Genomic DNA, 13,986 nt, shown 5'->3' with positions numbered 1-13,986 from the left:
CAGGTGATGAATGTGGAAATGAAAATCACGAACATTGATGAATTACAACAGCAATTCAAGAATCCTGACGCAACGTACCGGCCGCAACCCTTTTGGTTTCTAAATCATAATTTCACCAAGGCTGAGCTTGAAAGCCAAATTCAATCCATGTATGAAGCGGGTGTTGGCGGCGTAGTTTTGCATGCACGTCATGGAATGCAAACCCCGTACCTGTCCGAAGAGTTCATGGATACGCTGGAATTTTGCACAAAGGAATGCGAGAAGCGCGATATGGTGGTCTGGCTGTATGATGAGGACAATTGGCCGAGCGGAACGCTTGGCGGTAAGCTGACAAGGCGGCATCCCGAATATCGGATGAGATACTTGAGGGTCGAGGAACGAAGATACTTATACAAAGCACAACAGGGAACGTTACCTCTCGATTTTGTCTCCTACGGTAACAATGAACTCATCGCTATTCTCGTTTATCGTGCCATCCAGCAAGATGGGGAATGGCTGATATATGATCAACCGGAAGATATTACAGCGTTATATGGGCAGGAATGGAAACCGGATTCGGACGATGATTATATCATACTCGCCTGTTGGTCCTGTGAAATTGCCGAAGGGATCACGTTTGCAAAAGGCTATTACCTGGACACCTTGAATCCGGATGCCGTTCAGGCTTTCATTCAATGGGCTTATGAGCCGTTTCAGCAATTACAGCCACACTTCGGTGCGACCATTCAAGGCGTATTTACGGATGAACCTGGACTCATGATCCACGATGGTTTTTTTGGCGTAGAAGCCATTCGAACGTCGGTTCAAGATGTGAACGCAACTTTGCCCGGAATGGTGTTTGCGTGGACACACGGGATGGCGGGACGCTATCAACAGGAGAACGGATATGAGCTAATTCCCTGCTTAGGCGCTTTGTTATATGGGATTGTTGATGGCAACAGATCTGTGAGGCAAGATTATTATGATACGATTACCCGTTGGTATGTCGAAGGGTATCATGCGGCTATTCGTACGTGGTGCGAGTCACACAGTCTGCTGTATATTGGCCATACACTGGAGGAGCCAGTGTGGGGGCAGGCTCGGTCGCAGGGCAATCAAACCCGCGTATTGCAACAATTCCATTATGCAGGTGTGGACTACCTGACACATGGGATCGGTACAAGGGAGAATCCGCATCGTATCGTATCCGTAAAGACCGCAGCGTCTGTCGCTCAGCTGAATGGGAAAAGAGAGTCATCTGCGAGTCCTTTGGTGCGAGTGGTCATGCCTACGCGATGCGACAAAGGAGGCTTGATGCCAATTTCATGGCATTTCTGGGTGTGAATCTGTTTATTCCGCATGCATTCTATTATTCGTTTGCAGGATATCGAAAAACGGATTTCCCGCCTACTGAATTCAAGCATGCTCCGCACTGGCCTCATTATCGGGCTTTTGCCGATTATCTTGGGCGTCTGAGTGTACTGGGGGCTTCCACGAAGCGCATACCGGAAGTGCTGCTATTGTCACCGATCCATACGGTGTATGAGCATATGTTCGTATCCGGTGAATCGAACAAGCATCCAACTGCGGATCAATTGTTCTCCTTATTGTCTGATCGTATGCTGCGCAGCTCCATTGATTACGATTATGTAGATGAGTGCCAGTTGAGAGAGGTAAAGAATGCTCATGCTGACGGATATCCGTATGCCGGTAATCTAAACGCATATTCGATTTTGATTTTGCCTGAAATTACGGTTATGTCCACGGATATCGCAGAACAGCTTGTATCCTTTGTCAACAATGGCGGAACGCTTATTGCGGTTGGGGCAATTCCTCGTGATAGTGGAGTCCTGCGGCAAGATCCGGAAATATTGAAACCTATGAATGTACTATTTGGTTCCAATCCTCAGCACGGAAAATTACAAGCAGTTGGCAAAGGGCACAGCCTATTCTATTCCATGAACAATACAGTCCATGAAGATGAGGGAGTGGAAGAAGAAGCGGACGAGGACCCACATCATAATGATACCCTTATGAAGTTTTGTGTTCTTTTAAAAGAGTTACTGACGGTACAACCGACCATTGCTTGGACACAAGTTGAAGGGCACAGCGAGGATCTAATTCGTGTTGAACGAACATTCGAAGCCCACGTGTATACATGGCTGATGAATTGGTCGGAGCAGCCCGTGTCCATTCAATTCGATCCGATTCGAATGAACGGTTACATGGAAGAATGGGATTTGGAAAACAGGAGTGTGAACCCGCTAAGTCATGATGCTGTTCTAACATTGGTACCGGGGGAGCTAGTTGTACTATCGGTTAGATATGATCAAGCGACCGATTCATTTGACCCCGATGATCATAGATTTTCCTTACCGCAAGAGCACGGGAAGGGTAAAGCTCAGTGTTCCACTGAGGTGATGGTTTTAGGTGATTATTGGCAGTTTCAGACCGTAGAACCCAACGTACTTGTACTGGATCAATGGCAGGTAACGTTGAATGACCGCAAGTCCAGGATGAATGCAGCGATGCCAGGTCAAGTCAATACGTACCGTACAACATTTGTCGTGACAGAGGAATGGATCGAGCTTATGAACTCGCAGAAGGGTTCAGAACATGCAAACGAATCAGGAGAGGAACGCCGATTCACCAAAATGGAGCTGATTCTTGACGAGATTGAGCAGAAGATTCCATCCCATATCGGTTTTCTTCAGCGCAGACGTAATGTTGAAATCTTTGTTAATGGAGTACGGATGGAAGCACTCCGACCATCGCTATGGCAAGATATTCATTACAATGGTGTGGACATTAGCAAACACCTCGTGAAAGGCGAGAATGAGCTTGAAGTTCTCACGGTTTCATTGCTGGAGCCTATGCCTGCCATTTCCTTTCCTGCTTACCTGATTGGTTCATTTGCTATAGAAAATCAGACTACATTAACCGTGGAATCGGAACAACTGGCAGGAGTTTGGAATGCCGCCGGTTATCCATTCTATTCGGGAGCAGCATCGTACTCGCAGCAAGTGGACTTGTCCAATGTCAGCTTGAATCCGGCAGATGAACTGTGGCTGGAAGCGGAAGATATTAGAGAGACGGCACGGCTTTATGTGAATGGGGAGGATGCTGGCATCCGCTTATGGCCTCCCTATCATTGGAATGTCATGTCTTATATTTTGCCGGGGATTAATGTAATCGCCATTCAAGTGGGCAATACACTGGAAAATGTATACGGAAAGTCATCACTGCCTTCAGGCATGAACGGGTCAGTAAAACTGGTGACTAGAATCTTAAAATAATGCAATATTCCGGTTCTGGGCAAGTAACTGTTGAGCAAGAATACGTACACATAAAAGTCGCCATATTGGCGGCTTTTTTGGCATTGAACAGGAAAGACTGAAGTTTGCTACGCTGGAAATAATTATATTTAAAGCAGGTTATTCATTAAATCCTTAGACCTCACACGTTATGAAAGCGATTTAAATATGTGTTGACGAAAACCATTTTCATAATTATTATGTAAATGAAAATAGTTTTAGAGAGGTGGATATCACAGTGAAGCAATATTTTGAGAAGGCTCAGAAGTTTGGTAAATCGTTCATGCTTCCTATTGCTGTTTTACCTGCGGCGGGTCTATTACTGGGGATTGGAGGCGCCTTATCCAACGCCAATACAGTTAATTCGTATCCGTTTTTGCAGATCACGTGGCTGCAGCAAGTGTTTACAGTGATGAGCAGTGCAGGAAGTATTGTGTTTGATAATCTGGCATTGATCTTTGCCATTGGTGTGGCGGTTGGACTTGCCAGAGCGGACAAAGGTACAGCAGGTTTGGCTGCAGGTCTTGCCTATCTGGTGATGAATGCATCCATTAATGCGATGTTGGTCAATTCGGGAAACTTGCCGCAGATCATTTGGCTAGTGCCGGTCAAGGTATGGTACTCGGTATCCAGACACTGCAAACCGGTGTGCTCGGAGGGATCGTCGTCGGATTGGTTACCGCATGGCTTCATAATCGGTACAACAAAATAGAACTTCCACAATTCCTTGGATTCTTTGGAGGTTCACGTTTCATTCCTATCGTTTCATCTTTTGCGGCCATTTTTATAGGTATTGCGTTGTTCCTGATCTGGCCAACCATCCAGCTCGGCATAACGCAGCTTGGAGGTTTGGTCGATAGAACTGGGTATATCGGAACACTGTTGTACGGATTTGTTTTACGGATGCTGGGTCCACTTGGGTTGCACCACATCTTTTATCTGCCTTTCTGGCAGACTGGAGTCGGAGGAACAATGGAGGTTGCGGGAAAAGTTTACGAAGGAACACAGAATATTTTCTTTGCTCAACTGGGAGACCCTGCAACCGAGAAATTCTTCTCGGGTACATCCCGATTTATGTCAGGTCGTTTTATCACGATGATGTTTGGTCTGCTGGGTGCCGCACTCGCTATTTATCATACGGCCAAGCCTGAACGTAAAAAAGTAGTCGGCGGACTGATGTTGTCTGCGGCACTCACCTCGTTCCTGACAGGAATTACGGAGCCACTTGAATTCTCGTTCCTGTTTGTCGCTCCAATCTTGTATGTGATTCACGCTGTATTTGATGGTTTGGCATTTATGTTATCGCATATTTTCGAGATTACAATCGGTCAGACTTTTTCAGGCGGATTAATCGACTTTATTCTGTTCGGGATACTTCAGGGTAATGCGAAAACCAACTGGATTATCGTTCCTATCATTGGTGTGGTCTGGTTCTTCCTGTATTACTTTACCTTCCGAATTCTGATCGTTAAGCTCAATTTAAAAACTTCAGGACGTGAGGATGAGGGAACAGCGGAGCCAGAAGCCAAAACACAAAGTCAGCAAACGAATACACCGTCATCTGCAAAAGGGGAAGAACGATCGATAGCCATCCTGAATGGATTGGGCGGTGCAGACAATATCAATGAATTGGATTGCTGTGCAACGCGGCTTCGCGTATCCGTGAAGGATATCGAGAAGGTTCAAAAGGATGCACTTACAGCTACGGGAGCCAAAGGGGTCGTCCTGGTCGGTAACGGAGTGCAGGTTATTTACGGCCCTCAGGTAACGGTGATCAAAAATGAAATCGAAGAAATTATGGAAACGGAGTAATTGCAATGAATATAGATAAATTGGGTTTACAAAGCGGTCTCGTTGTATCATGTCAGGCATTGGAGCATGAGCCGCTTCATAGTTCGTTCATCATGGGACGCATGGCAATCGCAGCAAAAGAAGGTGGAGCCATAGGTATTCGTGCCAATACGGCGGCTGATGTGAAAGAGGTTAAGGAACAGGTTGATCTTCCGGTCATAGGTATTGTGAAGAGAAATTACGGAACCAATCCGGTGTTCATTACACCAACGATCGTGGAAGTGGATGAGCTTGCCGAGGTGCATGCGGAGATCGTTGCGGTTGATGCGACGCTGCGAGCACGGCCGGATGGCAAAACACTGGATGAATTCGTGCATGAAATTCGTACCAAACATCCTCAACTTCTATTAATGGGGATATTTCGACCCAAGAGGAAGCTATAAATGCAGAACGGCTCGGCTTTGATCTGATTTCTTCTACATTAGTCGGATATACAGAGGAGACAGCAGGGGTTAAGCTGTACGATAATCAATTTGCGGCCTTGAAGGAAATTCTGGCAAGTGTGCAAACGCCTGTTGTTGCGGAAGGGAATATCATGACGCCGGAGATGGCAGCAACGTGTCTCGAAGCTGGAGTCTATTGTGTTGTTGTCGGTGGGGCCATTACGCGTCCTCAACAAATTACGGAACGTTTTGTCGCTGAAATTGCAAAATTGAAGGAGTCTTCTCCTTCTGCTAAATAAGAGGAGAAAACATGAAAACAGCCAACGAATCAAGTTGGCTGTTTGTTTATTCAGCAGAATAAAGAGCTTTTAACGTTTGCTGCCGTGCATGCAGTAAATGTTCATCCTCAAGTAATAGAAGCGAGATTACATCCAGGATGTAAATAATGGCCAATTGGCTGTTGATGAAGTTCACATCTCCGTTTCGCCCGATATCCGGGGTAAAAATACACAAATCCGAAATTTCAGACAGGGGTGTATGATCAAAATTAGTAATTCCCACGACTTTGCTTCCTCTTTTTTGGCCGCGTTTAATGCATCGCTGACTTCTAACGTTCGTCCAGAATTAGATAAACCAATAACCAGATCGTCTTCGCCCAGAAGAGAAGCACTCATGATCATCATGTGAGAATCGGTTACCGCATCGATTACGATATCCATCCGCATGAGCCTGTATTTGAATTCCAAAGCAGACAAGCCTGAACTTCCCAAACCATAGACATAAATTTTGCGAGCTTCTTTTATGTACTGGACCACTTGTTCAATTTTGTCGGTATCCAGCATTTCCGCGGTCGCATTTATAATATCATTGTGAATCTGTTGTGTTCGTATAAAAAAATCCGTTTCATTGCGGGGTTGGTGCACTTCACGGCTAAGCCGAATTTTAAAATCGACAAAGGTGGAACAACCTACTTTTTTGCAAAATCGAGTAATGGTGGACATGGAAGCATTGGTGTAGGTAGCCAGATCCCTAATATTGATGTTATTAATGGATGATTTATTGCGCATAACATAATCGGCTATTTCCTTTTCTTTTGCTGAGAAGCGCTGGTATTCAAGCTGTAGCATATCAATGACACTGGAGGACATTCGGATTCTCCTTTCCCAGAACGTGTTAACTTCTATATAGTCTATCCTCATTAGTCTACTTCCTAAAAGCCAAATCATCAAACCTTTATAAATAGACGTATCGTTTCATTCGATGATATTAAGAACCATATTAATTATTATGTTAACTTTAAAATATCATTCGTGAACAGAATAAATAAATGTCAGAGTTTACAACCGTTTTACTTCAAGCTGACTGGAAACTGATTTCCATTTGCTATGCTTGGCCTGTTTGGATTTTGATAATCCAACTAATCTTACATAAAAAGGAGAGAATTATGATCAGTCACCTCTACAAAAAGTGTTTACCCATCCTGTTATCGCTTTCTTTGGTATTCGGATGGTTCGCGGGATTTGGGGGAGCCAATTCAGCCCAAGCCGCATCGTCTTCCGAGCCGGATATTCTGTTACAGCGCAACGTCGAATGGACTTATTTTGATCAGGGTCAGGATTTACTGACAGAATGGCGTACCTACGATGATTTGTCCTCCTGGAAAACGGGACAGGCTCCATTTGGGTATAAGGACAACGGCAATGGCGTGAGCACTTCCTATTTTGGACCTCTCAAAACAGAAGTCAGCTACGGTCTGGACAAAAAATTAAAACCCCGCACTACTTATTTCCGCACAAATCTAAACGTTAACAAAGATCAAATCAACAGCTACGGACAAATTCTCGGTACATTCGGCATTGATGACGGGGCAGTTATCTATGTCAATGGTGTGGAAATTGGCCGATTTGGCATGCCGGAAGGTGAGGTTCAGTACTCTACCAAAGCAGCATCGAGTCAGGACTTGCCTGTGATGTATGAAAATGTTGATCTGACGGAGCCGCTGAAAGCTGAGCTGCAAGATGGAACGAACGTAATTGCGGTCGAAGTTCATCAGCAAAGCGACAGTAGCTCTGACCTGTATTTTGACATGGAGCTTAAAGCATTGGCTAATGCGCCATCGCTGGATATCAGCAAAGTTACGGTTACTTTTTATGGTGATGCGACAAGTGCCAAAGGTTTCACTTGGTATACTCCTCTTGCATCTGCACAGAGCACTGTTCAAGTGGTACCTAACCAGGGAGGTCTTGCAGATTTCAGTCAGGCCCAAAGCTTCAACGGACGTGAATCCGTAGCCTCTAACTCCCCGGGAGAAATGGTGCATAAGGCGGAAGCGACGGGTCTTATGCCAGATACCGCTTATTATTTCCGCGTTGGTGATCAGAGCCTGGACATATGGAGTGAGGTTGGAACGTTCAAAACGGCTCCGGTTGATGGAGACTTTACCTTCATTGACCTGACGGATACGCAAGCAAAGGAAGAAGATGAGGCGATTCTGTCCGGCTCTACACTTGCCAAGGCACTCGCGACTGTTCCGAATGCTGAATTTGTCGTCCATAACGGAGACGTTGTGGAGAATGGCACGTCAGAGCAAGAATGGAACTGGCTGCTTGGTCACTCACAAGACAGTCTGATGAACACGACCATTGCACCATCCGCTGGTAATCATGAGAACAAGAATTATGCGTTCTACGAGCATTTTAACGTGAAGCAGCCAGAGGGTGCCGCAACAGTAACAGGCGCATATTACTCTTATGATTACAGTAAAGCCCACTTTATCGTACTGAACTCCAACGAGAATTCAACCGAGTATGCCAATTTCTCAAACGAGCAAGTCGCATGGATGAAGCAGGATGTTGCGGAGGCGAAAGCCGCAGGAGCCGAGTGGATTATCGTTAACATCCATAAAGGTCCGTACACGACATCGAATCACGCCACAGATAGCGACATTATTGGTGCGAACGGTGAACGAAAAAAAATCGCCCCGCTCATGAACGAACTGGGAATTGATCTGGTCCTCCAGGGACATGACCATATATTTGCTCGCACCAAGCCAATCAAGAGCGATGGCACTGCTGAAGATGTGTCCAAAATAACAGAGACTTTTAATGGTCAGAGTATTGAATACTCGGTCAAACCGGATGGAACCATTTATATGATTCCCGCAACCGCCGGGGCCAAAGTATATTTCAAAAACGTAAAGCCAGAACTGGGTGAAGCATATTTCAGCTTGTTCGAGCGTGCGGAAGAAAACCATGCACGGAAATATGGTGACACTACAAGTTTGGCCAGAGGTCATGTACAGAACTTTGTCTCCTTGACCATTAATGGAGGCAAGCTGTCAGCCATAACATATGAGATTGACCAAAATAAATATAATGCAGAACCATTTATCGTGGATACTTTCGGAATTATCAAGGAATCGGATACGGTACCTGTTCCTGAGAAAGTCAGCAAAGTAACGGTAACGTTCCATGGAGATCCGACCAATAGCAAGGGTTTTACCTGGTATACCTCTGATCAAGTGACAGAGAGCAACCTTCAAGTTGTGGAGAAAACAGCTGCAGCACCTGATTTTACACAAGCCAAATCGGTTCAAGGGCGCTCTGCCCAGCCTGCGAATGCTCCATCGGAGCTGATGCACAAAGCGGAAGTGACCGGACTCAAAGCGAATACGACCTATTATTACCGGGTAGGGGATGCTTCCCGGCAAGTATGGAGCGAGACAGGAACCTTCCGCACGGCACCGGAAAAAGGCAAATTTACCTTCATCGATCTGGCCGATACACAAGCCAAGGAAGAAGATGAAGCCATCCTTTCCTCCGAGACACTGGCTAAAGCGCTCGCCACTGTACCGGATGCACAGTTCGTCGTACACAACGGTGACATCGTGGATAATGGTATCAAAGAGGAACAGTGGAATTGGCTGCTTGGGCATTCGCAGGAAAGCCTGTTGAACACAACCATCGTTCCATCCGCAGGAAACCATGAAGACAAGAATTATGCGTTTATTGATCATTTTAATGTCCAATCACCAGAGAATTCAGCAACGGAGACGGGAGCGTACTACTCATATAATTACAGCAATGCACATTTTGTTGTGCTGAATTCGAATGAGGATTCGGACGAGTATGACAACTTTTCAGTAGAGCAGGTCGAGTGGCTGAAGAAAGATGTCCAGGCTGCCAAGAAAAATGGAGCCCAATGGATTATTGTGAACATTCACAAGGGACCATACACGACCTCAAATCACGCAACGGATTCCGACATCATGGGAGCAAACGGTTTACGTACCAAGATTGCACCGATCATGGCGGAGCTGGGCATTGATTTTGTTCTTCAGGGACATGATCATATCTATGCCCGCACAAAACCGATCGATCAGAATGGAAAAGCACGTCAGCCAGAGATCATCACGGAGATGCAAAATGGAGAGAAAATCGAGTACTCTGTGAATCCGAATGGCTCAATCTATCTGATTCCGGCAACAGCGGGTCCAAAAGTGTATTACAAAAATAAGAGTGAAAGTCTCGCAGAAGCTTACTACAGTCTTTTTGAACGTGCAGAGGAAAATCATGCAGAGAAATATGGCCCGGATCCGAACGACAACCGCCGTCCAATGCGCAGTCAGGTCCAGAATTTTGTGGGCATTACGATTGACGGCAGTAAACTGACAGCTATCACGTATGAAATTGACCAAAATCTGAACGGAGCAGCCCCATTCATTATTGATCAGTTCGGTATCGTGAAGAAAACGGGAACGACAAATCCTGGGACTGATCCATCCAATCCGGGAACATCCAATCCGGGTTCTGGCTCAGGCTCCGGTAACGGATCAGGCAGCGGTAATGGCTCCTCAGGCACCGGCGGCAACACAGGAACCGGTAACGGTTCAAACAACGGTACCGGCAACGGAACTGAGTCTGGCAATGAGCCGGGTACTGGATCAGGCAATAACGGGAACGCAGGGACTACGCCAGCGATAAAAGATACAGCCGGGCACTGGGCAAAATCTGCAATTGATAAAGCCTTGGCGGCTGGATTTGTAAATGGATACGGCGATCAGACTTTCCGTCCAAATCAAAAAGTCACACGCGCCGAGTTCATAACGATGCTGGGTCGTGCCCTGAATATGAATACCGTAAGCGAGAGCATTCACTATACGGATGATAACAAGATTCCTTCATGGGCGAAGTCATATATTACAGCAGCGGCATCTGCTGGCATTATCAATGGTTACGCTAACGGTTCGTTCGGTCCTGGCAAGACGCTGAGCCGTGCGGAGATGGTGACCATGATTGCTCGCGCTGGCGGGATCCCAACGGATTCCAATGCGAAGCTGGATTTCAAAGATGCAAAGGATGTTCCGGCATGGGCAGTATCCCATGTAGCTTCTGCCGTGGAGGCAGGTCTGGTAGGCGGTATTGGTGGCAATCGATTTGCCCCAATGCAGACAGCCACCCGGGGTGAGGCCGTTACGCTTATTATCGGTCTTCTTGAACAAACAAAATAACGCCAAAATAATGCCTCCAAGAAACCAATGTGGAACTTTCCGCATTGGTTTCTTGCTTATTTAGAAGACTTGGAGATTTCTCCAATTCCCATGGATGGTGGAATGGTGCCAACCATTTTCTAGACTTATTTTCCATTCTGAACGTAAAGAACCTTGAGATTCATCTCGGGGTTCTTTTTTGTTATAACGATGCACATTTTTATAGAAGGGGAAAGTCGACAGTCTTGTCACTGCATATTTTCTCTTACGGTATATATACAGTTTCTTCCGCCTGCCATAATATACTCTCCCCGTTCAATATGAACATGATCTCCAAGCACCGTTTTAAATAAATGTAATTCGCTCTTACATAACCCGGTACATACGGCGGCGGCTTCACAGATGGGACAATGCTTCTCTATAAATAAGAGGCTACCATCGCCTTGATCCCTGACCTCAGCCATATAACCTTCATTTGTTCGGATTTCAGCCAGTTTCTCCAGTCTTTCCTTCACGCCAGTTACATCACCGATGTACTGAAGATATTGGTCTTGCATGTTCTTATTTCGAACACTCAGCAGCTTGTCCAGCCCTTCATTTCCAAAAGCTTCTTTCATGGAATTAATCAGACTGACGGATAACTCTGAATATCCACTAGGAAAAAAACGATCAGCCGCGGGGGTTAGTCTCCATAGCTTGGTTGGTCGACCCATGGGACGAGCCTCTTCTTCGAAAGTAACCAATCCTTCTTCTTTCAGTGCATTTAAGTGCTGCCTGATAGCCATTCCAGATAACGCAAATTGGGAGGAGAGTGCCACAACATCCATTCCACCTTGCTGCTTAAGCAGGTTAATGATTGCTTTTCGGGTACTGGTTGAGGCAGCCTTTTTCGTTTGGTCCTGGCTCATGGTGAACCTCCTTTTTAAGCAACAGAATCTGCATGATTTCATACATTTTAAACAAAAATATTGACAAAGTCAAAGGCGAGCTGTAGCTTATACTTTATAAATAAAAATGTTTACTAAGTATCCGGTATCCTATACAAATCATGTATGAATTTAAATTCACGGGGCCGCTCTAGCCGCTCTCATACCCTGTTTGATGGACTGGTGTACTAAAAACATGAATTTAGGAAGAGAAATATCCTGCGATTGCGATCATTTATCCGGAGGTTTTCTGAATGAACCATGTGTTAGTCTTGTCAAACACGCATCACATCGTTAAAAGTTTAAGTTTGTTGATTCGAACCGAGTCCTCCTTGCATGTTCTGGACGCTACGCGTGATGTGATCTGTGACATTAACCATCTTCCGGATAATACTGTGATCATCGTAGATATGAATTTGGAGAATATTGAGCCGTTTATAGAACAATTTTCCGGGAAATATAGGATCGTTTTATATAGCGGATCTCTTGAAATCATGGATATTCCTAACCATCTGCAAGCAGCAGAATATCGATGTTTTAATGCTTATACGAGTCCAGAAGAAATCATTAGAATTTTAATGGGCAGCGTTTGAACAACACCAGTCTAACCCAAAAATACGTTTCAAGGAGGTATAAACGATGATTCAGGTCAGTGAAACAGCATCCGAAAAGATCGTTGAAATTCTGGCAAGTGCGGATAGCCGGAATTCATTTCTTCGAGTAGGGGTGGATGAGGGGGGCTGCAGTGGTCTGTCCTATACCCTTATCGTAGATGAACAGCAAGCAGAAGGGGATATCTTATTAGATAAAGGTGTATTTCGTATATTGGTTCACTCAAATACGGTTCCATATATTGAAGGACTTGAGATTGATTATGAAGAAAGCGGGATGTTAGGGGGATTCACCATGAATAATCCTAATGCAAAAGTGTCATGTGGCTGCGGAGCCAGTTTCAGAATGGCGAATTACCGTGGCGAGGTTAAAAAATGTGATTAAATGATATGATGTTCGGAATAATTCCAAGTAAAATCTCATATTAAACATACAATGAAGGAGTTTTCTGTTCGCCGATTGTGCAATCACGTCTTTTCAACTCAGGGAGAGAATGTCATGAATATTTTTGAGAATCACATACCTTTGGAAAAATTGAAATTGAATGAGCCATTAAAGGACCATACCTATATAAGACTAGGTGGTAAAGCAGACATACTTATTCATCCTACTACGAAAGAAGAAATTATTAACATAGTTAACATTGCAAAAGTACATCAAATACCTCTGACTGTCATTGGCAAAGGATCAAACGTCATTATTAAAGATCAGGGGCTGCGTGGAATCACGCTCTCTCTGAGCCAATTCGATCAAATTGAGGTCTATGGTGACAAGATTGTCGCGCAAAGCGGTTCCAATATTATCGACGTCTCACAGATCGCTTTGGAAAACAGTCTAACGGGTCTGGAGTTTGCATGTGGAATACCAGGGAGCACAGGTGGTGCTTTATATATGAATGCGGGAGCTTATGGCGGTCAGATGGAAGAGGTCGTCGAGCAAGCGCTTGTTGTTACTAAACATGGAGAACTGGTTAACATCGCCCGAGATGATATGCAGCTTGGTTATCGAAACAGTATCTTCCGAACAGATCAATACATCATACTTGAAGTCGAATTTAATCTCAAAAAAGGCAATAAGGATGTTATCTCCAGTGTCATGCAGGATTTAACGTTTAAACGGGAATCCAAACAACCGCTTGAGTACCCTTCTTGCGGAAGTGTTTTCAAACGTCCAGAGGGACATTATGTCGGGAAACTTATTCAAGAATGTAATCTACAAGGTACTCGCATTGGGGGAGCTGAAATTTCGAAGAAACATGCGGGTTTTATCATTAATGCAGATCACGCCACTGCTGAGGATTATTTGGAATTAATTAGATTAATTAAAAAAAGAGTGTACGATCAATTTAATATTGAATTGGAGACGGAAGTCATTATTTTGGGAGAGTAGGCAGGAAATTTAACAGATGACTACGACTTATTGGAGGTTATGTT

The 13,986-nt window shown here is 44.9% G+C and carries 8 protein-coding genes and 2 pseudogenes; 8 read left to right on the top strand and 2 right to left on the bottom strand.

Annotated elements, in window-relative coordinates:
- Positions 1-18: 18 nt before the first annotated feature.
- The 4 genes and pseudogenes from ACTWJ7_RS19890 (at position 19) to ACTWJ7_RS19875 (ending at position 5,826) form a co-directional block, all read left to right on the top strand.
- Complete coding sequence (locus ACTWJ7_RS19890) at positions 19-1,323, top strand: hypothetical protein (RefSeq protein ID WP_443145805.1); 1,305 nt, start codon at positions 19-21, stop codon at positions 1,321-1,323.
- Complete coding sequence (locus ACTWJ7_RS19885) at positions 1,305-3,275, top strand: hypothetical protein (RefSeq protein WP_443145804.1); 1,971 nt, start codon at positions 1,305-1,307, stop codon at positions 3,273-3,275. Before ACTWJ7_RS19890 ends, ACTWJ7_RS19885 begins: the two co-directional genes overlap by 19 nt.
- 256 nt (positions 3,276-3,531) lie before the next feature.
- A pseudogene (gene ptsG, locus ACTWJ7_RS19880) lies at positions 3,532-5,105 on the top strand (glucose-specific PTS transporter subunit IIBC).
- Between the two features lie 5 nt (positions 5,106-5,110).
- Positions 5,111-5,826 (top strand): annotated as a pseudogene (locus ACTWJ7_RS19875) (N-acetylmannosamine-6-phosphate 2-epimerase).
- 171 nt (positions 5,827-5,997) lie between these two features.
- Here the strand turns inward: ACTWJ7_RS19875 and ACTWJ7_RS19870 are convergent.
- The gene (locus tag ACTWJ7_RS19870) at positions 5,998-6,675 is read right to left on the bottom strand and encodes a MurR/RpiR family transcriptional regulator (RefSeq protein ID WP_443145803.1); all 678 of its coding nucleotides are present in this window, start codon (positions 6,673-6,675) and stop codon (positions 5,998-6,000) included.
- A 296-nt stretch (positions 6,676-6,971) separates the two neighbouring features.
- Here ACTWJ7_RS19870 and ACTWJ7_RS19865 point away from each other — a divergent pair, with 296 nt between their 5' ends.
- Positions 6,972-11,036, top strand: a complete 4,065-nt coding sequence (locus ACTWJ7_RS19865; RefSeq protein ID WP_301878664.1) for an S-layer homology domain-containing protein — start codon at positions 6,972-6,974, stop codon at positions 11,034-11,036.
- A gap of 227 nt (positions 11,037-11,263) precedes the next feature.
- Here the strand turns inward: ACTWJ7_RS19865 and ACTWJ7_RS19860 are convergent, their stop codons facing one another.
- A complete protein-coding gene (locus tag ACTWJ7_RS19860) occupies positions 11,264-11,923 on the bottom strand; it encodes a helix-turn-helix transcriptional regulator (RefSeq protein WP_301878662.1) in 660 nt (219 codons plus the stop codon).
- Positions 11,924-12,195: 272 nt separating this feature from the next.
- Between ACTWJ7_RS19860 and ACTWJ7_RS19855 the strand changes: the two genes are divergently transcribed.
- From ACTWJ7_RS19855 to murB, 3 genes are all read left to right on the top strand, one after another.
- Complete coding sequence (locus ACTWJ7_RS19855; RefSeq protein ID WP_301878660.1) at positions 12,196-12,534, top strand: hypothetical protein; 339 nt, start codon at positions 12,196-12,198, stop codon at positions 12,532-12,534.
- Between the two features lie 46 nt (positions 12,535-12,580).
- Positions 12,581-12,937 (top strand): HesB/IscA family protein, encoded by a 357-nt coding sequence (locus ACTWJ7_RS19850; protein WP_301878659.1) that lies wholly within the window; start codon positions 12,581-12,583, stop codon positions 12,935-12,937.
- Between the two features lie 114 nt (positions 12,938-13,051).
- On the top strand, positions 13,052-13,942 hold the full coding sequence (gene murB / locus ACTWJ7_RS19845; protein WP_301878656.1) for a UDP-N-acetylmuramate dehydrogenase: 891 nt from the start codon (positions 13,052-13,054) through the stop codon (positions 13,940-13,942).
- The last annotated feature ends 44 nt before the right edge of the window (positions 13,943-13,986 follow it).

Source organism: Paenibacillus sp. 1A_MP2 (genome assembly GCF_052244825.1).
Classification (GTDB): domain Bacteria; phylum Bacillota; class Bacilli; order Paenibacillales; family Paenibacillaceae; genus Paenibacillus; species Paenibacillus vandeheii.
This window is presented reverse-complemented; position numbering and strand designations above follow the sequence as displayed.

Excerpts from the sequence above, each read along its gene's own strand:
- ACTWJ7_RS19855 (WP_301878660.1), top strand. The coding sequence starts at position 12,196 with ATGAACCATGTGTTAGTCTTGTCAAACACGCATCACATCGTTAAAAGT.
- ACTWJ7_RS19890 (WP_443145805.1), top strand. The coding sequence starts at position 19 with ATGAAAATCACGAACATTGATGAATTACAACAGCAATTCAAGAATCCT.
- ACTWJ7_RS19870 (WP_443145803.1), bottom strand. The coding sequence starts at position 6,675 with ATGTCCTCCAGTGTCATTGATATGCTACAGCTTGAATACCAGCGCTTC.
- ACTWJ7_RS19850 (WP_301878659.1), top strand. The coding sequence starts at position 12,581 with ATGATTCAGGTCAGTGAAACAGCATCCGAAAAGATCGTTGAAATTCTG.
- murB (WP_301878656.1), top strand. The coding sequence starts at position 13,052 with ATGAATATTTTTGAGAATCACATACCTTTGGAAAAATTGAAATTGAAT.
- ACTWJ7_RS19865 (WP_301878664.1), top strand. The coding sequence starts at position 6,972 with ATGATCAGTCACCTCTACAAAAAGTGTTTACCCATCCTGTTATCGCTT.
- ACTWJ7_RS19860 (WP_301878662.1), bottom strand. The coding sequence starts at position 11,923 with ATGAGCCAGGACCAAACGAAAAAGGCTGCCTCAACCAGTACCCGAAAA.
- ACTWJ7_RS19885 (WP_443145804.1), top strand. The coding sequence starts at position 1,305 with ATGGCATTTCTGGGTGTGAATCTGTTTATTCCGCATGCATTCTATTAT.